17 protein-coding genes, 3 tRNA genes and 1 pseudogene are annotated in these 20,855 nt (G+C 61.0%); 5 read left to right on the forward strand and 16 right to left on the reverse strand.

What is annotated here, in order from left to right:
* Window positions 1-212 precede the first annotated feature (212 nt).
* Window positions 213-1,502 carry a PAS domain-containing methyl-accepting chemotaxis protein gene (locus E5E97_RS18980; protein WP_171280790.1) on the forward strand — a complete coding sequence of 430 codons (1,290 nt, stop codon included), beginning with the start codon at window positions 213-215 and terminating at the stop codon, window positions 1,500-1,502.
* Window positions 1,503-1,623: 121 nt separating this feature from the next.
* Here E5E97_RS18980 and E5E97_RS18985 read toward each other — a convergent pair whose 3' ends face one another.
* Entirely contained in the window at window positions 1,624-1,992 is a 369-nt protein-coding gene (locus E5E97_RS18985; RefSeq protein ID WP_171280791.1) for a hypothetical protein, read from the reverse strand.
* Window positions 1,993-2,273: 281 nt separating this feature from the next.
* On the opposite strand from E5E97_RS18985, the gene E5E97_RS18990 reads away from it, so the two are divergent.
* Window positions 2,274-3,361 (forward strand): IS3-like element ISKpn10 family transposase gene (locus tag E5E97_RS18990; RefSeq protein WP_099368947.1). Its coding sequence is split into 2 segments (ribosomal slippage): window positions 2,274-2,526 and window positions 2,526-3,361, totalling 1,089 coding nucleotides; the frame shifts between segments, so codons are not numbered across the junction.
* On the opposite strand, the gene E5E97_RS18995 is transcribed toward E5E97_RS18990, so the two are convergent.
* From E5E97_RS18995 to E5E97_RS19050, 12 genes and pseudogenes are all read right to left on the reverse strand, one after another.
* Window positions 3,325-3,684, reverse strand: a complete 360-nt coding sequence (locus E5E97_RS18995) for a hypothetical protein (protein ID WP_171280792.1) — start codon at window positions 3,682-3,684, stop codon at window positions 3,325-3,327. The genes E5E97_RS18990 and E5E97_RS18995 overlap by 37 nt on opposite strands.
* Window positions 3,685-3,773: 89 nt before the next feature.
* Window positions 3,774-3,860 (reverse strand) — tRNA-Leu (locus tag E5E97_RS19000).
* A gap of 41 nt (window positions 3,861-3,901) precedes the next feature.
* Window positions 3,902-3,975 (reverse strand) — tRNA-Cys (locus E5E97_RS19005).
* 34 nt (window positions 3,976-4,009) lie between these two features.
* Window positions 4,010-4,085, reverse strand: a tRNA-Gly gene (locus E5E97_RS19010).
* A gap of 181 nt (window positions 4,086-4,266) precedes the next feature.
* Window positions 4,267-4,821, reverse strand: coding sequence for a CDP-diacylglycerol--glycerol-3-phosphate 3-phosphatidyltransferase (gene pgsA / locus E5E97_RS19015; protein WP_011706577.1), 555 nt, complete (start codon window positions 4,819-4,821; stop codon window positions 4,267-4,269).
* Window positions 4,822-5,125: 304 nt separating this feature from the next.
* A pseudogene (gene uvrC, locus E5E97_RS19020) lies at window positions 5,126-6,975 on the reverse strand (excinuclease ABC subunit UvrC).
* Between the two features lie 188 nt (window positions 6,976-7,163).
* Window positions 7,164-7,808 (reverse strand): UvrY/SirA/GacA family response regulator transcription factor, encoded by a 645-nt coding sequence (gene uvrY, locus E5E97_RS19025; protein WP_011706579.1) that lies wholly within the window; start codon window positions 7,806-7,808, stop codon window positions 7,164-7,166.
* Window positions 7,809-8,020: 212 nt separating this feature from the next.
* On the reverse strand, window positions 8,021-8,782 hold the full coding sequence (gene kdsB, locus E5E97_RS19030; RefSeq protein WP_039213717.1) for a 3-deoxy-manno-octulosonate cytidylyltransferase: 762 nt from the start codon (window positions 8,780-8,782) through the stop codon (window positions 8,021-8,023).
* Window positions 8,779-8,967, reverse strand: a complete 189-nt coding sequence (locus E5E97_RS19035; protein WP_171280793.1) for a Trm112 family protein — start codon at window positions 8,965-8,967, stop codon at window positions 8,779-8,781. The genes kdsB and E5E97_RS19035 overlap by 4 nt, the downstream gene beginning before the upstream one ends.
* Window positions 8,968-9,088: 121 nt before the next feature.
* A complete protein-coding gene (lpxK, locus tag E5E97_RS19040) occupies window positions 9,089-10,090 on the reverse strand; it encodes a tetraacyldisaccharide 4'-kinase (protein ID WP_171280794.1) in 1,002 nt (333 codons plus the stop codon).
* The gene (gene msbA / locus E5E97_RS19045; protein WP_011706583.1) at window positions 10,090-11,859 is read right to left on the reverse strand and encodes a lipid A ABC transporter ATP-binding protein/permease MsbA; all 1,770 of its coding nucleotides are present in this window, start codon (window positions 11,857-11,859) and stop codon (window positions 10,090-10,092) included. The genes lpxK and msbA overlap by 1 nt, the downstream gene beginning before the upstream one ends.
* 198 nt (window positions 11,860-12,057) lie before the next feature.
* Window positions 12,058-14,349 carry a DNA internalization-related competence protein ComEC/Rec2 gene (locus E5E97_RS19050; RefSeq protein ID WP_171280795.1) on the reverse strand — a complete coding sequence of 764 codons (2,292 nt, stop codon included), beginning with the start codon at window positions 14,347-14,349 and terminating at the stop codon, window positions 12,058-12,060.
* Between E5E97_RS19050 and E5E97_RS19055 the strand changes: the two genes are divergently transcribed.
* From E5E97_RS19055 to E5E97_RS19065, 3 genes are all read left to right on the forward strand, one after another.
* Window positions 14,287-14,805, forward strand: coding sequence for a DUF2062 domain-containing protein (locus tag E5E97_RS19055; RefSeq protein WP_011706585.1), 519 nt, complete (start codon window positions 14,287-14,289; stop codon window positions 14,803-14,805). The genes E5E97_RS19050 and E5E97_RS19055 overlap by 63 nt on opposite strands.
* The gene (locus tag E5E97_RS19060; RefSeq protein WP_171280796.1) at window positions 14,799-15,293 is read left to right on the forward strand and encodes a DUF2062 domain-containing protein; all 495 of its coding nucleotides are present in this window, start codon (window positions 14,799-14,801) and stop codon (window positions 15,291-15,293) included. Before E5E97_RS19055 ends, E5E97_RS19060 begins: the two co-directional genes overlap by 7 nt.
* Before the next feature lie 116 nt (window positions 15,294-15,409).
* Window positions 15,410-16,918 (forward strand): helicase HerA-like domain-containing protein, encoded by a 1,509-nt coding sequence (locus tag E5E97_RS19065; RefSeq protein WP_171280797.1) that lies wholly within the window; start codon window positions 15,410-15,412, stop codon window positions 16,916-16,918.
* A 77-nt stretch (window positions 16,919-16,995) separates the two neighbouring features.
* On the opposite strand, the gene E5E97_RS19070 is transcribed toward E5E97_RS19065, so the two are convergent.
* From E5E97_RS19070 to E5E97_RS19080, 3 genes are all read right to left on the reverse strand, one after another.
* Window positions 16,996-18,186, reverse strand: coding sequence for an amino acid aminotransferase (locus E5E97_RS19070; protein WP_106552881.1), 1,191 nt, complete (start codon window positions 18,184-18,186; stop codon window positions 16,996-16,998).
* Window positions 18,187-18,361: 175 nt separating this feature from the next.
* Complete coding sequence (locus tag E5E97_RS19075; protein ID WP_171280798.1) at window positions 18,362-19,303, reverse strand: hypothetical protein; 942 nt, start codon at window positions 19,301-19,303, stop codon at window positions 18,362-18,364.
* A 230-nt stretch (window positions 19,304-19,533) separates the two neighbouring features.
* Window positions 19,534-20,589, reverse strand: coding sequence for a porin (locus E5E97_RS19080; protein ID WP_039215927.1), 1,056 nt, complete (start codon window positions 20,587-20,589; stop codon window positions 19,534-19,536).
* Window positions 20,590-20,855: the final 266 nt, after the last annotated feature.

The following is a 20,855-nucleotide window of genomic DNA, read 5'->3' on the forward strand; positions in this document are numbered from 1 at the left end:
ATGATCAACACACTATTGGCAGGTACCCAGCTCAGGGGTCAAGACCATCCGTTGGCGCACCATGGCGTATTAGGCCTGGTTTTTGTATGGAGGGAATCTGAGTTAAGTAGTCGGCATGCATTACACTCATAAGCAGAGTCTAAACCACACAAAAAGAGTGGATAAAGTTAAATAGGCTCATTGCACAATTTCGACCTGGCTGGGGAGTGCTTATGTTCAACACGAAACTGAAACAAGAGCTGGTTGCAGAGAGAGCAAGAGCCTTGCAGAGCGAGGCGCTGAACCACGCCATGCATGCCCATCTCCCCATGATAGAATTCACTCCCGAGGGCCATATCCTCGATGCCAGCCCGCTGTTTCTGAGTACCGTCGGCTACAGCCTCAAGGAGATCGTGGGGCAGCACCATGCCATCTTCTGTCGAAAAGAGGACTCAGACTCCCCCTCCTACCGGGAATTCTGGAGGAAGCTGGCCAATGGCCACAACCAGCACGGCACGTTTCAAAGGGTCGGCAAACACGGCCAGGAAATCTGGCTGGAAGCAACCTACTTCCCGGTCAGCCAGGATGGCAAGGTCAGCAAAGTCGTTAAAATCGCCTCCGACGTGACCTTGCAACATGATCAGCTCATGACGCAGAAAGCGATATTCGAAGCGCTGGATCGCTCCCTTGCGGTCATCGAGTTTGAGCCAAGCGGCGTCATCATCAACGCCAACCGCAATTTTCTCGACACCATGGGCTATCGACTCGATGAGATAAAAGGTCGTCAGCATCGCATGTTCTGTGATGAGTTGTTTTATCGGGAACACCCCGATTTCTGGCAGGAACTGGCTCAGGGAACCTTCAAATCAGGGCGCTTTCAGCGCTTTGACAAGCAAGGTCATGAAATCTGGCTGGAAGCGACCTACAACGCAGTGCGGGGCAGCCATGGCAAGGTGATCAAGGTCATCAAGTTCGCCTCCAACATCACCTCGCAAATCAAAAAAGATCAGGCCGTGCAAAATGTGGCCAAAGTAGCCAACGAAACCTCCGTAACCACCAAGGCTTCCGCCATCAAGGGTGAGGACATGCTGACCACCGTCGTCTCCACCTCTGACAACATCGTCACCCAGATGGAAAATGCCAGTACGCTGATGAACAAGCTGCATGCCCAATCCCAAAATATCACCGCCATCGTGTCAACCATCAGCAGCATTGCAGATCAGACCAACCTGCTTGCACTCAACGCAGCCATCGAAGCCGCACGAGCCGGTGAACAAGGCAGAGGCTTTGCCGTCGTGGCTGATGAAGTTCGTCAACTGGCGGCAAGAACCTCTCAATCCACCAACGAGATAGCGAGCGTGGTCAGCCAGAACCAGCAGCTCACCCATCAGGTCAGCGAACAGATTCAGTCCGCAGCTAATGGCGCCATCCATGGACAAAGGCAGATCGACGATGTCGCGAAAGTGATGCAAGAGATAAGGAATGGCGCCGAAGAAGTGTCGACCATCATCTCGGAACTCTAGAGCAATCAGAGAAATACTACGGTAGAGGGCCTGTCATCGAGCAGGCTCTTTGATTTTGAGGCAAGAATATCCACGGGTTTGAAGTTGGTAAAAGGTCACCTGAATAGTCGACTTGCAGTTGTCACTTACATCCCTTCTCAGCCAGCAGAACCGACAGCCTGTGCCACTCTTCGGCAAACCGCAGCCTCAGATAAAACTGCCTGAGCATGATGGACAGTTTCTTGGCAAACCCGGCCTTGGCCTCTCTTGCCCGCAAGCGCTGGACCTCTACCCAAAGTGAGTCACGTTCAAAGCCGGTCCAGATCGGCGGCACGGGTGCCAGGGTGTTGGTGTAACAAACCGGCGCCACCCATTCGAACAAGACCATCTCGACGTGGGCAACGGGAAAGCCCTGTGCCACCTGAGCGATCAACTCGAAATCGACCTCATTATCGACAAAGAGATCGGACAGCGCTTCACACAGGTCGATATCTGACAATGGCTGGGCCACTCGCCAACGCCTCCCAAGACGGTATAGAGTCAAGTTACACCACAAACACCAAGCAGGTTCAAGCTAATCGATACCCCCGGCCACCCACCTCCCCTTAGCCGGTGACGCTCTCCCCCTTGCGAGTCTGAGTAACATGACCAGACCACAGCGAGAGACTCGGTCCAGATAATGGGCCAACAGCACCGGGCGGTTGCCGGCGAGCTACGACACGGTAATCCCCCCGAAAAACCAGGGTGCTCATAAGTAGAATTTTCCCGTACCTTGAACGCAGGAGGTTCTACATGAAAACATCACGCTTTAGCGATACCCAGATCATCGCCATCCTCAAACAAGCTGAGGCTGGAGCTCCCGTCCCGGAGCTCTGCCGCGAGCATGGCATCAGCACGACCACCTTCTACAAGTGGCGTTCCAAATTCGGGGGGATGGATGCCTCCCTCATGGCTCGACTCAAGGAGCTGGAGGACGAAAACCGCCGCCTCAAGAAGATGTACGCCGAGGAGCGCCTCAAGGCAGAGATCATCACCGAGGCCATGGCAAAAAAGTGGTAACGCCATCTGCCCGCCGGGAGATGGCGACCAAAGCCGTGACTCACTACGCCATATCCATCCGTCTGGCTTGCCGGATCTTCAAGGTCAGTGAAAGCTGCTATCGCTATCAGCCCGTGCTGGTCGATGAAAACCAGGAAATTGCCGATTGGCTGCTACGTATCACGGCCAGCCAGCGCAACTGGGGCTTCGGGTTATGCTTTTTGTACCTGCGCAACGTCCAAGGCTTTGGCTGGAATCACAAACGGGTATACCGGATCTATCGGGCGCTGGAGCTCAATCTGCGGATAAAACCCAGGAAACGGTTGGTTCGGGCTAAGCCAGAGCCGTTGGCGGTTCCCGACCAGCCTAATCAGTGCTGGTCGATGGACTTTATGCATGACCAGCTCAGCGATGGCCGCTCGGTGCGGCTGTTTAATGTGATCGATGACTTCAATCGTGAAGCGCTGTGCATCGAGGTGGATTTCTCCTTACCCGCCTCACGAGTCAAACGGGCGCTGGAGCAGGTGATCACGTGGCGAGGTAAGCCCGCCATTATCCGATGTGACAATGGCCCGGAATACATCAGCGAAGAGCTCAAGCGATGGGCGAAACAGGAGGGGATAACCCTGGGCTATATCCAGCCAGGAAATCCGCAGCAGAATGCCTACATCGAACGGTTTAACCGCACGGTGCGCTACGACTGGCTGGGCCATTACCTGTTTGAGTCACTGAATGAACTACAGGAGTTTGCCACGAACTGGCTGTGGGTTTATAACCATGAGCGGCCCAATATGGCGCTGGGTGGCTACACGCCGAAACAGCGTCTGGCACAGGCCGCATGACCTCTACTTTTGAATGCCCCTAAAAATGGGGGGATTACCTCTGCACCAAGCGCACAGGCCCACCAGTTGAGACGCCCTTTCACGTTGGGGTCTTTGCCGGTGTGCTGGTCGAGGTACTCAGCTATAGCACTTTGGAGGGATAGAGTATTGAGCGTAACGTTAGCCAGTGTTCCAGCCAAGTCAGCATTGAGGGTGATTAAAGCGGCGAATTTTTCCGCCTCTTTTTTAAGGCGAAATGTTTTAGATACACGAGAACCCTCCCGCATGAATTCCACACGGTAGGTTTTACCTTTTGCGCCTTGTCGTTCTTGTACTTTTGCCATTTTCAACATCCTTACGCCTGATTGCGCCTAATGGGATGTTGACTCGCACTGACAGAGTTAGAACTTTTCTTTTAAAATCATCAACTTAATGGTGCCCGAGGCCGGAATCGAACCGGCACGACGCGAACGTCGAGGGATTTTAAATCCCTTGTGTCTACCGATTTCACCACTCGGGCACCGTAATCGGTATCAAGCTCGCGCCGCGGGCTTGTCAATATGGAGGCACGTTCCGGAGTCGAACCGGACTAAACGGATTTGCAATCCGCTGCATAACCGCTTTGCTAACGCGCCATGCAAAAGAGAGAAACTCTCTATTGTCTGAATTTGGAGCGGGAAACGAGACTCGAACTCGCGACCCCGACCTTGGCAAGGTCGTGCTCTACCAACTGAGCTATTCCCGCAATGGTCTGGCTGACTGCCTGACTACGAGGACGCATTCTAGCGATGTTCCTCGCCCAGTCAACCAAAAATGTTTAATACCCTGATCGTTCGGGTGTTTTTTGCCCTTTTCCTGCATTTTCAACGTTCACGACCGTTTCCCAGCCCCAAGTGCGGGGAAACGGTGCTTAGTACAAACGCAGACTAGAAGCGGGAGTGGTAGGTCAGATCGCCCCAGGCGGCCTTCATGTACTGGAACATGGACCAGAAGGTGAGCACGGTGGCCACATAGAGCAGCACATAGGCCAGCCACACCATCCAGATGTCGTACTGCCAGATGAGACCGGTGAGCGACACCATCTGGATCATGGTCTTCCATTTGCCAATCCAGCTGACCGCCACCGAGGAGCGCTTGCCAAGCTCAGCCATCCACTCGCGCAGGGCGGAGATGATGATCTCGCGGCCAATCATGGTCATGGCGGGAATGGTCACCCAGATGGTGTTGTAGTGCTCGACGATCACCACCAGCGCCGCCGCCACCATGATCTTGTCGGCCACCGGATCGAGGAAAGCGCCGAAGGCTGTGGACTGGTTCAGCTTGCGGGCAAGGTAGCCGTCAAACCAGTCGGTCGCCGCCGCCAGGATGAAGACGATGGCCGCCGCCAGATAGGACCACTGATAGGGAAGGTAGAACAGGATGACGAAGACGGGGATGAGCAAGATCCGAAAAAACGTCAGCAGATTAGGAATATTTGTCATTATTTTCAGCCACTTCTTGTATGCCGCTACATGGTAGCCCCAAGCCGATCACGGATGCAACCGGACAGGCGCCCGCCTTGGTCTATGAATCCATCAACAACCTCAGGATGCGGGCCATTATGGCATTTACGGGCCCCCTGCGTCACGGCTCTTGTGTGCCGGGATCCCCGAAGTGAATGAACCCAGAGTGAATGATGTGACTCAACTCGCCCCTTGCCAATACCTTGGGCGACAGCCCCTGTTTGCCGTCAGGGCAAACAGGGGCAACATGGAGGTGCATTCACCCATTCTCAGGTACGAATGGCTAGAGCGAGTGCAGGGCGTCGTGGATGGACTGGGCCAGCTCCAGGCTGATGCCGGGCACCTTGGCGAGCTCCTCCACCCCGGCTTTTTTCACCTCCTGCAACCCACCCAGGTACTTGAGCAGCGCCTGCCGCCGTTTCGGCCCCACCCCCGGAATGTCCTCCAGGGTACTGGTGGTGCGGGCTTTCGCCCGTCTGGCGCGGTGGCCGGTGATGGCAAAACGGTGGGATTCATCGCGAATGTGCTGAATCAGGTGCAAGGCGGGCATATCTGCCGGCAAATGCAGCTCTTCGTGACTCTCCCCCAGGATCAGGGTCTCCAGCCCCGCCTTGCGGGTCACCCCCTTGGCGATGCCTACCAAGAGCGGATATTTGCCCCCCAGAAACTCCAGCTGGCGGGCCAGGATCTCCTCGGCGCGGCGCAACTGGCCAAGACCGCCATCGATAAACAGCACGTCCGGCACCTTGTCCGGCTCCTGCTGCTTGCCAAAGCGCCGTTCCAGCGCCTGCTCCATGGCGGCGTAGTCATCGCCGCCGGTGATGCCGTCGATGTTGAAGCGGCGATATTCCGATGAAAGCGGTCCCTCCCGGTTGAACACCACGCAGGAGGCCACGGTGCGCTCCCCCATGGTGTGGGAGATATCGAAGCACTCCATGCGGGCGATGGGGCGCTCCAGCTCCAGCAGCTCCTCCAGCTGGTCGTAGCGGGCGGTGGTGGTGCTCTTGTGGGCGAGCCGCGAGCGCAGCGCGGTCTGGGCATTGATGGAGGCGAGCTTGATGAAACGGGCCCGCTCGGCGCGGGTACGGCTCACCACCCGCACCTTGTAACCGGCGGTCTGGCTCAAGGTCTCAGCGATGACGTTCTCGTCTTCGAGTGCCACATCGAGCAGCACTTCGCTCGGGATCTGCCGCCCCCCTGCCCCGACAGATAGAACTGCAGCAGGAAGGATTGCACCACCTCGTCGAGCTGGGTATCGGCCGGCACTTTCGGGAAGTAGCTGCGCGAGCCCAGCACCTTGCCCTGGCGGATGAAGAGCACGTGGATGCAGGCGGTCCCCTGCTCGAAGGCCACCCCCACCACGTCGAGCTCGTCCAGCACGTTGCCGCTCACCGACTGCTGCTCGGTGACCCGGCGCAGCGCCTGGATCTGATCCCGGTAACGGGCCGCCTCCTCGAAGCGCAGATCGCCGCTGGCGGACTCCATCTTGCCCACCAGCTCGCCTATCACCTGCTGGTTCTTGCCCGCCAGAAACAGCTTGGCCAGCTCCACCTGCTGGGCATATTCGGCCTCGCTCACCAGCCCGGCCACGCAGGGGCCGGCGCAGCGCTTGAGCTGGTAGAGCAGGCAGGGGCGGCTGCGGTTGGCATAGACCGCATCCTCGCACTGGCGCACCGGGAAGATCTTCTGCATCAGGTGCAGGCTCTCGCGCACCGCACCGCCGGAGGGGTACGGGCCGAAGTACTCCCCCTTCACCTTGCGGGCACCGCGATGGACGCCGATGCGCGGGTGCTGGTGCGCGGTGATGATGATCCAGGGGTAGGACTTGTCGTCGCGCAGCAGCACGTTGTAGCGAGGCTGGTACTGCTTGATGAGGTTGTGCTCGAGGATCAGCGCCTCGGTCTCGGTGTGGGTGACCGTCACCTGCACGTCGGCGATCTGGCGCACCAGGGTGCGGGTCTTGATGCTGTCGACGTTGGCCCGAAAATAGGAAGCGAGCCGTTTTTTCAGATCCTTGGCCTTGCCCACGTAGATGACGGTGCCGCCGCTGTCATACATGCGGTAGACGCCGCTCTGGTGGGTGACGGCACTGAGAAACGCCTTGCTGTCGAAGAGAGGTTCAGACGAGGTCATGCTGGCTCCGGCAAGGGGGATCGAGGTGCTGGATCTGGGGGATCGCGGCAAACGGAAGATTGAAAGAGAGGCTCATCGGCAACTCGGCTCAACGGATGAAAGCAGAAGACGGCACAGAGCATACTGCGCCAGACCGGCAAAAAGCAAAAAGGCGGCACAGGCCGCCTTTGATGGCTACACGCCGCCCGTTACAGGGTGTCGGCATCCAGCATGCCATAGCGAATGGCCAGATGGGTCAGCTCCACATCGCCATTGATGTTGAGCTTACTGAACAGCCGGTAGCGGTAGCTGTTGACCGTCTTCGGGCTCAGGTTGAGCTGTTCGGAAATATCGGTCACCTTCTGCCCCTTGGTAATCATCATCATGATCTGCAGCTCGCGCTCGGAGAGGGACTTGAAGGGGTTCTCGTCGGCCGAGGCAAACTGGCTCAGGGCCATCTGCTGGGCGATCTCCGGGGAGATGTAACGCTGACCGGAGTGGACCAGGCGAATGGCGTGGATCATCTCGTCCGGCGCGGCCCCCTTGGTGAGATAGCCGGCGGCACCCGCCTGCATCACCTTGGTCGGGAACGGATTTTCTGAATGAATGGTCAGCACTATGATGCGCACATCGGGCCGGATCCGCAGGATCTTGCGGGTCGCCTCCAGGCCGCCGATGCCCGGCATGTTCATGTCCATCAGGATCACATCGGGATGGTGCTGACGACAGAAAGTGACTGCGGTTTCCCCGCTCTGCGCCTCGCCCACCACCTTGATCCCGCGGACATCTTCCAGAATGCGTCTTATCCCTGTACGCACCAACTCATGATCATCGACCAGGAATACATTAATCACCCAAACACCCCGTTTTTTATCTCGTTATATGCCAGTTAGGGTTAACACGGCGTCTTGCATCATAACCAAACTCGCTGATTTGGCAAACCATGGCCGGGAAAAGTTTGAAAGTGCTCATAAATGGTGTTTTGAATCAAATAATTATATAAAGATTAAACACAAAAAACGGCGCCCGCAGGCACCGTTCAGAGTCATTTTTGCTGTTGTCGGCATTAGTTCGCCAGCAGCGCGCGCACCTTGTCCAGATCGGCCTGGGTATCCACCCCGACCGGCGGCGCCTCGAGCGCCTGGGCCACGTGGATCTTCTCCCCGTACCAGAGCACCCGCAGCTGTTCCAGCGCCTCGATCTGCTCGAGCGCGCTCGGCGCCCAGTCCACATAACGCTGGATGAAGCCGGCGCGATAGGCGTAGATGCCGATGTGGCGCTGGTAGTGATCGCCAATCTGCTCGCGATTCGCGGCAAAGCGATCCCGATCCCACGGAATGGAGGCGCGACTGAAGTAGAGCGCGTAGCCCTCCTGGTCGGTCACCACCTTGACGGCGTTCGGGTTGAACACCTCTTCGGCGTCCTGGATCGGCACCGACAGGGTCGCCATGGGCGCCGTGGCGGCGGCCAGGTTGTCCGCCACCTGACGGATGATGACCGGCGGAATGAGCGGCTCGTCCCCCTGCACGTTGACCACTATGGTGTCGGCGGCAAAGCCGTAGTGACGGCACACCTCGGCCAGCCGCTCGGTACCGGACTGATGATCCTTCGAGGTCATGCACACCTCGAAACCGGCCTGCCCGGCGCAGGCGGCCAGCGCCTGCTGCACCCGCTCGTCATCGGTGGCGACGATCACCCGATCGGCGCCCGACTGCAGAGCCTTTTCCACCACGTGCTGCACCATGGGCTTGCCGTGGATGTCGGCCAGCGGCTTGCCCGGCAGCCGGGTGGAGGCGTAGCGGGCCGGAATGACGACGACGAAGCTCATGACGACAGCTCGTCGCTGCTGAGCGGACGGGCACGGTTCTCCAGCAACACCGGGATCCCCTCCTCCAGCGGATAGGCCAGCTTGTCGAAGCGGCAGACCAGCTCATGCACGGCCTTGCTGTAGTGCAGCTTGCCCTTGCAGACCGGGCAGGCAATGATGTCGAGCAACTTGATGTCCAAAGCCAAAACGATACTCCTTCAACGATGTCGCGCCGGCGGGTTCATTACGCCGGCGATGGATGTCGAGCAACCAGATATTTCATGCGGGGCATGATAAGCCCCTTCCCTCCCACGCGGGCGAGAGAGATTAACCTTGTGCCTTGGTTGCGCCTTGCCCCTTCCCGTTTGCCCCCAGCTTGTGCAGCAGGGTATCGAGCAGGGAGGCGGGCAACTCGGCGCTGACCGGCAGATACCACCAGTTATCGAGGGCAAAGGAGCGGCACTTGACCGCATCCTTCTCGGTCATCAGCAGCGGCTTGCCGGCAAAACGGCCCACCAGCTCGTCCCGATCGAAGGGGTGGTGATCGCCGTAGGCCACCCGCTGATCCAGCTGGTAACCGAGCCCCTCAAGGGTGGCGAAGAAACGGGGCGGATGACCAATCCCCGCCAGCGCGTCGACCGGACCGGCCAGCGGCGTGGCCAGCGGGGCCTCGTCGCGCACCCGGCGGGGGACGTCGGCCACCAGCCTCATAGGATACTCTCCCCGCCCCGGCTCGCCGCCGTTGCAGATGATGGCGTCCACCCGCTTGAGCCGGGTGACCGGCTCGCGCAGCGGCCCCATGGGCAGCAGGCAGGCGTTGCCGAAGCGGCGTGCCCCGTCCACTACCACCAGCTCGATGTCACGGGCCAGCGCATAGTGCTGCAGGCCGTCGTCGGTGATGATGATGTCCACTTCGCCGCTCTGCTCCAACAGACGCACCGCATCGGCCCGCCTGGGTGCCACCACCACCGGGCAGCCACAGCGCCGGGCAATCAGTACCGGTTCATCCCCCGCCTGCGCCGTGGTGCTGGCGGCATCGAGCCGGTAGGGGTAATGGGGCGCCTTGCCACCATAGCCGCGGCTCACCACCCCTGGGCGATAGCCGCGGGCCTGCAACTGCTCCACCAGCCAGACCACTACCGGGGTCTTGCCGTTGCCCCCCACCGAGATATTGCCCACGACGATGACCGGCAAAGAGGCACGATAGCCCTTGCGCCAGCCGTGACGATAGGCGTAACGGCGAGTGCCGCTGATGATAGCAAACAGCAGGGCAAAGGGGGCCAGCAACCAGCGCCAGCCACTCTTTGCATACCAGAGCCGCTCCAGCATCAGGCGTTGCCACCTGCGGTGGCATGGCCGAACTGGATGGCGCGCAGCTGGGCATAGGTGCCCTGCTGGGCCATCAGCGCCGCGTGGTTGCCGCGCTCGACGATATGGCCTTCATCGATCACCAGGATCTCGTCCGCCTTCTCGATGGTGGAGAGACGGTGAGCGATCACCAGCGAGGTGCGCGCCTTGCACAGCTCGTCGATGGCCGCCTGGATGTGGCGCTCGGACTCGGTATCCAGCGCCGAGGTGGCCTCGTCCAGCAGCAGAACCGGCGCATCGCGCAGCAGGGCGCGGGCGATGGCGATACGCTGACGCTGACCGCCGGAGAGCGATGCGCCGTTCTCGCCGACCACGGTGTCATAACCGTTGCTCATCTTGCTGACGAACTCGTCGGCGTGGGCGATGCGGGCCGCCTGCTTGATCTCGTCGAGGCTGTATTTTTCTTCCGCGGCGTAGGCGATGTTGCTCGCCACCGTGTCGTTGAACAGGTGGACATGCTGGGAGACCAGGGCGTACTGCTTGCGCAGCTCGCTCAGGCGGTAATCGCGGATATTGACGCCGTCCAGCAGGATCTCCCCCTGTTCGATGTCGTAGAAACGGGTCAACAGGCTGGCGATGGTACTCTTGCCGGAGCCGGAACGCCCCACCAGCGCCACCGATTTACCCGCCTCCACCTTGAAGCTGACGTTGTGCAGCGCCGGGGTGTCCTTGGTCGGGTAGGTGAAGGTGACGTTGCGAAACTCGATCTCGCCGCGGGCACGCTCCAGGGTACGGGTACCGGTATCCTGCTCCGGCTCGGTGTCGAGCAGACCGAACAGGCTGTGGCACGCAGTGATGGCGCGCTGGAACTGGTTGTTGACGTCGGTCAGGCTCTTCAGCGGCTTGAGCAGCATCATCATGGAGGTGATCATGACGGTGAAGGTACCGGCAGTCAGCTCGCTGCGCACGCTGTCGATGGTGGCCACATAGAGGAAGGCCGCCAGCGCGATGGAGGCAACCATCTGCACCACCGGGCTGCCGATGGCATCGGCCGCGACCATCTTCATGGTCTGCTGGCGCATGTTGTTGCTGACCTTGAAGAAGCGCTTCTCTTCCACCTTCTGGCCGCCGAACATCAGCACCTCTTTGTGCCCCTTGAGCATCTGCTCGGTGGAGGTGGTGATGTCACCCACCGCCTGCTGGATGTGGCGGCTGATCTGACGGAAACGGCGGCTGATAAGGCCGATGATGATGCCCACCACGGGCCCCACCACCAGGAAGATCACCGACAGCTGCCAGGAGTGCCAGAACATCAGGCCGAGCAGGCCGATCACGGTCGCCCCTTCCCGCACCAGGGTGACCAGGGTGGTACTGGCGGCCGAGGAGACTTGGCTGGCGTCATAGGTCACCTTGGAGAGCAGGTGGCCGGTGTTCTGGCGGTCGAAGAAGCTCATCGGCATCGCCACCATGTGATTGAACACCTGCTGCTGCAGGCGCATCACCACGTGGTTGCCGACCCAGGCCATGCAGTAGTTGGAGAGGAAGTTGGCGACGCCACGCAGGGCCACGATGCCCAGTACGAAGAAGGGCATCCACTTGAGCACGGTCGGATCGTTGCCGTTGATCCCCTGGTCGATCAGCGGCTTGATGGAATAGACGAAGGTGGTATCCACGGCGGCGTAGCCCAGCATGCCGATGATGCCGCCGATCAGGCCAAGCTTGCGGTCACGGACATAGCCGAGCAGACGCTTGAAGACAGGCCAGCTGTCTTGTGAGGTTTCTTGTTGCATGAATAGCCGTTCATAAGGGAAATGACGGGCTATTCTAGCCAAAGCGCAGGATTACACCAAGCGGTGCCCATCACCAAGGCGGGAAATGACGGTCGTTATCCCAGCCAAAGCGCAGGATTACACCAAGCATCGCCAGCGCATGTCCCTCGCCAAGACAGGAAATCACAGTCGTTATCCCAGCCAAAGCCGGGTTTACGCTCAGCGATCAGGCCAGAATGCAGGCCGCCACCAGTCGCCCTTGCGGCGAAACCAGGGGCCCTGCTCCCGTTCGGCCCGGATCCGCAGCCCGCCCGGCGCAGGCTCCACCAGAATTTCTCCGTCCAGCCCGGTGACCCATTGCTGCGCCTCCTGGTAGCGGGCCACCACCTCGGGGCGGGGGAATCCCCACTGGTTCATGAAGCCGGCGCTGTGCACCACATAGCGGGGGGCCACCGCCGCCACGAAGGGCGCCGTGGAGGAGGTGCGACTGCCGTGGTGAGGGCTCACCAGCAGGGTGCTGGCAAGCCCCTCCCCTTCCAGCGCCAGCAACCGCTGCTCTGCCTGTCGCTCGATGTCGGCACTGAGCAGTATGCGCCGTTCCCCGTCGCGGATCTGCAGCACACAGCCGTCGTTGTTGTGACCAGGCCCCGGTTGCTGAGGCCAGAGCACCGCCATCTCGAGCCCCTGCCAGCGCCACTGCTGGCCGCGCCGGCACAGGGCCGTGAAGCGGCCAAAATCGAATGAAGAGAGCTCGTGGCGTACCGGCAGAGCCTGCAGGATGGCGCGCCGATTGCCGGCGTGATCCCTGTCCTTGTGACTGATGATCAAATAATCCAGCACCCGCACATCGAGCCGGTTGAGCAAGGGCAAGATCACGGCATCCGCCATGTTGTAGCCGCCCGGGTAGCGATCGCCGGTGTCGAAGAGGATGCCGCGCTCGCCCCGGGTGATCAGCACCGCCAGCCCCTGCCCCACGTCCAGCACCCTCAGTTGCCAATGGGTCGGCGCCGGCCAGGCCGCCAGCAGCAGGGCCACGCCCCCTGGCAACAGCAGCGGACGACCACCCGGCACATGCCAGGCGCACCAGAGCAGGGTCAGCAGCGCCGTGAACGGCAATACCCAGCCAGGCACCGGCCACCAGAGCTGCCACTGGCTGGCCAGGCTGGCCAACGCCCACAACACCCACTGCAGACCGACATCGGCCAGCCAGAACAGCAGGTGGGCCAGCTCCGCCGAAAGCGGCGCCAGCAGCACCCCGATGAGCGCCAGCGGTATGATGCCGATGCAAAAGAGCGGCAATGCCAGCAGATTGAGCAGCAACGACAGCGGGGCAATCCCCTCGAACAGCGCCAGTTGCAGCGGCAGCAGCCCCAGCAGCAACAAGCCCTGCAGACGAATGAGCCCGGGTTTGGCCTCCAGCAGGCTCGCCACCAGCAGCAGAGCCACCGCCAGGAAGGAGAGCCAGAATCCGGCCGAATAGAGGGCAAAGGGATCCCAGAGCGTGAGCACCACGAAGGCCCACAACCAGATGCGATGGGCCGGCCACTCCCGCCGTCGCCAGCGCAGCAGGCTCCACACCAGCACCATGATGAGGGCCCGTTCGGTGGCCACCGCAAAACCGGCCAGCCAGCTGTAGAGGGCGGCAAACAACAGGGCGACCAGAATCGCCCCCCGCAGCCCGAACAGTCGCCCCAGCCACCAGCCGAGCACCGCTACCAGCGCGATGTGCTGCCCCGAGATGGCGATGATATGGGTCAGCCCGCTGCCGCGAAACAGGCTCCACTGCTCATCCGTGATGCCGCCCTGCTCGCCGAAGGTGAGCGCCGCCAGCAGCGGGCCCTGGCTCAGATCCTGCCAGCTGGCGGCAGCGCGGGCCAGCCAGCGCTCGCGCAGCCCCGTCTGCGCCGGCTCAATTTGGATCACCCGGCGCAGGTTGCCGGTGGCGGTGATCCCCTTGCCGAGCAGCAGGCGCCGCCCATCCATCCCCGCCTCGTTGGCCAGGCCGTGGGCCGGTTTGAGAGAGACCACCAGAGTGAGGCGACTGCCTGCCGTCATGGCGGGCAGCGCCTGGTAGGCATTGATGCGCACCAGCGGCGCCGGGGTGAGCGTCTGCTCGTCGAGCCTGTTCACTCGCAGCACCAGTCGGATAAATTTATCGCCCTCGGGTTCTGCACTTTGCAGCTGTGCGGTTATGATGTGGCTCGTTTTTTTGCCGAGCTGATCCAGCCAGGCAAGCCGGTAGTGCAAACTCCCCTGCATCCAGAGGATGCCGCACAGCAAAAACAGCAGCCGCCAGCAGCGGTAACCGGCCAGGGGGAACGCGAGCAGCAGCATCAGGCCACCCCATTCCCATGAAGGCAACCATGGCCAAAGCAGTGAGGAGCTTGCCCCGAGGGCAAACGACAACAGACGCAGATCCATGGTGCAAGTATTTAGCAAGGTTTCAATATGCCCAAACGACTCATACAACGCTGGCTGCCTGATCCGGCGACACTCAAGGAACACAAGCACTTGCGGCTGTTTGGCAAGCTGCTGCTGGATGCCAATCTGTGGCACCTCAATCGGCGCTCGGCGGCCGGTGCCTTCGCGGTAGGGCTGTTCATGGCCTGGGTGCCGCTCCCCTGCCAGATGTTGCTGGCGGCCGGCGGCGCCATCGCCTGCCGGGTCAACCTGCCGCTCTCGGTGGCCCTGGTCTGGCTCTCCAACCCCTTCACCATGCCGCCGCTGTTCTACGGTGCCTATCTGACCGGCTGCCAGCTGCTGGGGCAATCCTCCCAGCACATCGAGATCGAGTTCACCTGGGCCTGGCTGGTGTCGGTGTTCGAGACCGTGGCCCCGCCACTGCTGCTGGGTTCGCTGGTGCTCGCCCTGCTCAGCTCCCTTATCGGCTACGCCCTCATTCGTACCTGCTGGCGCATCAGCACCGTGCGCCAGTGGCAAAAACGCAAGGTGGCCCGCGCATGCTGAATCGCTGGTTTGCCCGCTTCAAGATTGACCCCGATACCCTGCGCCAGCAGAAGTGGTTCTCCCTGTTTGGCGAGCGTCTGCTCGCACCCGCCCTCTGGCAAGGGGGGCCGCGCGCCCTGAGCGGGGCGGTGGCGGCCGGCATTTTCGCCTGCTGGTTTCCCATCCCCATGCATTCACTCATCGCGGTCGGGCTGGCGCTGGCGTTCAGCCTCAACCTGCCGCTGGCACTGCTGGCGGTCTGGTTCAACAACCCGCTGACGCTCCCCTTCATGTATCTCTATGCCTATCGCACCGGCTGCCTGGTGCTGCATGAGACGCCGGAGCCCTTTCACCTCACCTGGTCCCTGCACTGGTTGGAGCACGAGGCCGCCACCCTGGTGCCCCCCTTCCTGCTGGGCAGCCTGCTGCTGGCGATATTGACCGCCACCACAGGCGCCCTGCTCACCCTGCTGACACTGCAACTGGGCAGACGGATCCGCGCCTCCTGAGGGGCCCCCGCCGTCACGCCGCGTCCACCGGGCGCGGCTTGCCATCGTTTGGCTCTGCCACCACACTCCTTGTAACCCGTTGTTTTTCGTCCCTCATGCGAGACAAGGAGCCCCCCATGGCCGAACCGCTCACGCTGGCCCATGCCAATGGCCACCCCCTCTCCCTGCTGCCCGCCATGGCCAATCGCCACGGCCTCATCACGGGCGCCACCGGAACCGGCAAGACGGTCACCCTGCAGGTGCTGGCGGAGGGCTTTTCCCGCCTCGGGGTTCCCGTCTTTCTGGCGGACGTGAAAGGGGATCTGAGCGGCCTGGGCGCCGCCGGCATGCCATCCCCCAAGCTGGACGCCCGCCTGACCCAGCTCGGCATCCCCGCCCCCGCCTTTGCCGCCAGCCCCACCCTGTTCTGGGATCTCTTTGCCCTGCAAGGCCATCCGGTGCGGGCCACCGTCTCCGACATGGGGCCCCTGCTGCTCGCCCGCCTGCTCGGCCTCAACGACACCCAGAGCGGCGTGTTGGAGCTGGTGTTCAAGGTGGCGGACGACGAGGGGCTGCTGCTGCTCGATCTGAAAGACCTGCGCGCCATGGTGCAGTTCGCGGGGGACAACGCCAAGACCCTCACCACCCGCTACGGCAACGTGTCCACCGCCTCCATCGGCGCCATCCTGCGCAACCTGCTCACCCTGGAGAGCGCGGGGGGCGATCACTTCTTCGGCGAGCCCATGCTGGACATTCAGGACCTGCTGCAGACCGACGAGGCCGGTCACGGCCATATCAACGTGCTGGCCGCGAGCAAGCTGACCCAGTCCAGCCGGCTCTATGCCTGCTTCCTGCTCTGGCTGCTCTCCGAGCTGTTCGAACAGTTGCCCGAGGTGGGGGATCCGGAGAAACCCGTGCTGGTCTTCTTCTTCGACGAGGCGCACCTCCTGTTCAACGACGCGCCCAAGGCGCTGCTGGAGAAGATAGAGCTGGTGGTGCGGCTCATCCGCTCGAAAGGGGTGGGTGTCTACTTCGTGACCCAGAGCCCGGCCGACATCCCCGACAGCGTGCTGGGGCAGCTCGGCAACCGGATCCAGCACGCCCTGCGCGCCTTTACCCCGAGCGATCAGAAGGCGGTGCGCATCGCCGCCAACACCCTGCGCACCAACCCGGCCTTCGATGCCGCCGGCGTCATCACCGAGCTGGGGGTCGGGGAAGCCCTGGTCTCCCTGCTCGACGAGAAGGGGCGCCCCGGCGTGGTGGAGCGCGCCTTCATCGCCCCCCCGGCCAGCCGCATCGGTCCCCTGAGCGACCCCGAACGGCAAGCCCTGATCCAGGGCTCATTGCTCTACGGCCGCTACGAGACGCCGGAAGATAGGGAGTCCGCCTTCGAGCGGCTCAATGGTGGCAGGGTGACCCCCACAAGCGAGCAAGGCAGCGAGCAGCCATCCAACGGGGAAGGCGGTCTGCTCGATGCCCTCAACGGCATCCTGTTCGGTCGCACCGGCCCGCGCGGTGGCCAGCACGACGGCGTGGTGCAGACCGCCGCCAAGAGCGTGGCCCGCACCCTGGGCAACGAGGTGGGGCGGCAGCTGGTACGGGGGGTGCTCGGCTCCCTGCTGGGGGACGGCAAGCGTCGCCGCTGAGACCAGCACTTGGAAATAAAAAAGCCCGCCGGGTCTCCCCGGCGGGCTTTTTACTGAACAGATGCAGATGGCGGTGCTTACAACACCTTGGCAATCGCATCGCACAGGGGATCTATGTTGGCACGGGTGATACCGGCCACGCTGATCCGGCCCGAGCCGACGATGTAGATGGCAAACTCGCTCTTGAGGCGCTCCACCTGATCCTTGGAGAGGCCTGAGAAGGAGAACATGCCGTTCTGCTCGCGGATAAAGCTGAAGTCCTGGTTCACGCCGCGCGCCGCCAGTTTTTCCACCAGCAGCTCACGCATCTCGCGAATACGCACCCGCATCGCCGCCACTTCTTCCACCCACTCGGCATAGAGGGCCGGATCGCTCACCACGGCAGTGACGACGGCGGCACCGTGTGACGGCGGGTTGGAGTAGTTGGCGCGAATGACGGTCTTGACCTGGGTGAAGGCCACGTCGGCGATCTCCTTGGTCGCACTGACCAGGGTGAAGGCGCCGACCCGCTCGTTGTAGAGGCCGAAGTTCTTGGAGAAGGAGCTCGCCACCAGCAGCTCGTCGTGGCACTCGGCGAAGATGCGCAGACCTTCGGCATCCTCTTCGATACCGCGGGCAAAGCCCTGATAGGCGAAGTCAAACAGCGGCAGCCAGCCGGCGGCAGCACTCTGCTTGGCCAGTGCACGCCACTGATCAGCAGTGGGGTCGATACCGGTCGGGTTGTGGCAGCAGCCGTGCAACAGCACCAGATCGCCAGCCTGCACTTCAGCCAGCGAGGCCTGCATGGCGGCAAAGTCGAGTCCCTTGCTGGCCGCATCGTAGTATTTGTACCACTTGACGGAAAGGCCGGCAGCCTGGAACACGCTGACGTGGTTGGCCCAGGTGGGATCGGAGATCCAGATAGTCTTGGCCAGACCGTTGCGCACCACGAACTCGGCGGCGATGCGCAGGGCACCGGTACCGCCCGGCGCCTGAGCAGTCTTGGCGCGGCCGCTGGCGACCAGCGCAGAATCTTGCCCGAACAGCAGTTGCTGCACGATGCGGCCATATTCGATATTGCCTTCGATACCGAGGTAATTCTTGGTCTTCTCGTCGGTCAAGAGCTTCTGCTCGGCTTTCTTGACGCAGTGGAGAATGGGGGTGGCACCGGTCTCATCCTTGTAGATCCCGACCCCCAGGTTGATCTTGTGGCTGCGAGAGTCAGCACGGAAGGCTTCGGTCAGGCCCAGGATCGGATCCGCTGGGGCGGCAACAACCTTTTCAAACATGGTATTCCCTGTATTCCGTTGAGTTCGTTGGCTGGCAAAGCGTGTTGGCACACCGTCCGTGACACGCAAAACACGTGGCAAACAAAAGCGCCCATCTGGCGAGCGCTTCGTCAACTATTTATATCACCGTGCAGAGTGGGGGCAAACCGCTTTTTCGGCCGGATCTGCGGCAATCTCAACCGATGGCATGCCACTGCGGCGCCAACGCGCACACCTCGGCAGACAAGCCACCATTGGACTCAACCAAACCGCTACAAACTGCTAACAATGACTTGGGGATCCGGCTCGGCTCCCAGGGGCGGGAGTCGGTCAGCGGCAGGGCATAGGCCGCCATGATGGGAGCCAGCGCAGTGGGCAGCCACCAGCTGGCCGGACGACCCAGACGCTGGGCCAGGGTCAGCACCCGATCCACCCCGCTCGGATCGAGAGAGGTAAGATGACTCCACTGCACCTGGGGTGGCAGAGCGGCGATCACTTGCTGCAGCGCCTGCTGTGCCGGGGCGGGAGCCCAGACCAGCAGGGTCCCCGCTGGCAGCACCAGCTCGGCAAAGGCACCGACGCTGTCGGTGGTGATCACCCGCAGCAGCTCCCCCTCCCCCCACAGGATCTTGCCGAGGCCGGCCAGGTTGCGCTCGGGCAGCGCCACCTCGCCGAGCGCCTGCAACCAGGGGGCGGCATCAAGCAGGGTGCCGCCGCTGAAAAAGAGGCTGAACGGCTGGGGGGCACGCAGGCGCAGCAGCTGATCGGCGCAAAGCCTGATCCCCTTGTCTTCAAAATCGATCTGCTCGTTGGGGGAAAAGCTCACCTCGCTCTTGCGATAGAGCGCGGCGAGCACCCGCTCGTTGACCTGCTCCGCCAGCTGCCACCCCTGCCCATGAAGCCACTCCTCCGGGGTCGGTGGTGCCGTGGCGATCTCGGCCAGCGTCAGTTCACGGGTCAGGTAGCGGCGGCCGGCAGGTGTCAGCTCATAGTGGTGATTGCCCAGCGCCAGCAGCAGCTGGTTGTCCTTGAGCAGACCCAGCAGGGGTTGCCACTGACGGGCGCGGACCACCGAGGTGGGGTTGTCCAGCAGCTGGCGGGCCAGCTCCCGCCACTGCGGGTGACTAAAGTCAATCAAGCGTCATCCTTCCCTGTCTGCCGAACATCCTGCAACGAGCTGAGTAATCTAGCGATTCGCTGACCGGGAGCCAAGTACAGAAAAGAGACAACGTGAACTGGCGCAAGCCAAACAGGAGAAGGAGAGGATGATCAACAGAGGGGAACAGAGACAATCAGGTGGGAAGCAGATAAAACAAAACGGCCAAGCAAGCTTGGCCGTTTATCAACTAAATCAGCGCAGAGGCTGGATTAGAAGTTGTATTGCAGGGCAACAGTGAAGTCGTCGTCCTTGCCGCTAACACCGTTGATCTTGTACTCGGTGTAGGCTTTCAGCTTGGAGGTGAAGGAGTACTGCACGCCCAGCAGAGTGGCATCCATCAGGTCCTTGTAGGAAGAACCGCTCAGGTTGGCATTCTCTTTACCTTCTTTGAAGTTGTAGCCGGCCAGGAAGGTCCAGGCATCAACGTTGTAGGTAGCAGCCAGTTCGTAACCACGGCCTTCATCTTTGTAGCCAGTGGTGTCGTTCTTCACGTCAGCCTGGGTGTAAACACCGGCGAAGTTGAAGCCGTTGATGGCGTAGTGTGCGCCCAGAGCCCACTCGGATTTCTTACCGGTAGCGTCAGTGGTTTTGCCTTCCAGGTCGGAGTAAGCATAACCACCGTTGAAGCCCAGACCGAAGTCGAAGTCATAACCAACGGCAGCAGCGTAGGCATACTTACGCTTCACGTCCGGGAAAACGGTAGTCTTGATGCCACCAGCAACGTCAGCCACTTTCACAGCCTGGTCATCGTTGGTCTGGTAGGACACTTTGCCCTTGAAGCCACCGATGGCGTTGGAGTAGATCACCTGACCTTCTTGACGACCGTCATAGAAGTTACCTTCGCTGCCCCACTCGTTGAAGATATCGGTCGGTTCCAGCACGTCGTAGAACGCGGTATCGGTCTGACCGAAGATGATCTTGCCGTACTGGGTGCCGTCGAAACCAACGTAGATGTGACGGGAGTCAAACTTGTTGGCGGAGTTTTCAGCAGAAACTTGCCACTCGGTCTTGGCGATACCGGACCAGGTGTTGTTCAGAGCAATCTTGCCGGACCAGCCCAGACGGGAGGAACCTTTCAGCTCGCCATCAACATCTTTGTAACCGGAAGCAGCGGTAGAGTCAGCTTCGTTGGTGTCACCGTAGTAGTTAGCCTGAACACGGCCGTATACGTCAAAAGTGGTACCGTCTTTGTCATAAACCACTGCAGCGTTAGCGGCAGATGCAAACAGAGCCGGGATAGCAATAGCCAGAATTGTCTTTTTCATAGTTTCCAATGCCTACTGTAATTAAACACTAAGTCGTTGTTATTCCCTGTGTTAGCGATGTACTTTGCATCACTATGGCGCCGAGACTAGCACCGGGTTTTCCAATCCGCAATGAAAAAACTTGGAACTTTTTACGAAAAGCATAGTCATAGCGGAAAAATTGTGACCTGAATCCCACATTGTTTGCACGTCATGGGAAAACGTTTACAGTGATAACCGCTGGTATTATTCGGTCAGATTGGTGATTTATCACACAATAGCGGTGC

It is taken from the genome of Aeromonas sp. 2692-1, assembly GCF_013085505.1.
GTDB classification, from domain to species: Bacteria; Pseudomonadota; Gammaproteobacteria; order Enterobacterales; family Aeromonadaceae; genus Aeromonas; species Aeromonas hydrophila.

Coding starts and splice junctions, on each gene's coding strand:
- E5E97_RS18980 (WP_171280790.1), top strand. CDS start 213: ATGTTCAACACGAAACTGAAACAAGAGCTGGTTGCAGAGAGAGCAAGA.
- E5E97_RS18995 (WP_171280792.1), bottom strand. CDS start 3,684: ATGGCAAAAGTACAAGAACGACAAGGCGCAAAAGGTAAAACCTACCGT.
- pgsA (WP_011706577.1), bottom strand. CDS start 4,821: ATGACAAATATTCCTAATCTGCTGACGTTTTTTCGGATCTTGCTCATC.
- kdsB (WP_039213717.1), bottom strand. CDS start 8,782: ATGAGCTTCGTCGTCGTCATTCCGGCCCGCTACGCCTCCACCCGGCTG.
- lpxK (WP_171280794.1), bottom strand. CDS start 10,090: ATGCTGGAGCGGCTCTGGTATGCAAAGAGTGGCTGGCGCTGGTTGCTG.
- msbA (WP_011706583.1), bottom strand. CDS start 11,859: ATGCAACAAGAAACCTCACAAGACAGCTGGCCTGTCTTCAAGCGTCTG.
- E5E97_RS19055 (WP_011706585.1), top strand. CDS start 14,287: ATGCCCAAACGACTCATACAACGCTGGCTGCCTGATCCGGCGACACTC.
- E5E97_RS19060 (WP_171280796.1), top strand. CDS start 14,799: ATGCTGAATCGCTGGTTTGCCCGCTTCAAGATTGACCCCGATACCCTG.
- E5E97_RS19065 (WP_171280797.1), top strand. CDS start 15,410: ATGGCCGAACCGCTCACGCTGGCCCATGCCAATGGCCACCCCCTCTCC.
- E5E97_RS19070 (WP_106552881.1), bottom strand. CDS start 18,186: ATGTTTGAAAAGGTTGTTGCCGCCCCAGCGGATCCGATCCTGGGCCTG.
- E5E97_RS19080 (WP_039215927.1), bottom strand. CDS start 20,589: ATGAAAAAGACAATTCTGGCTATTGCTATCCCGGCTCTGTTTGCATCT.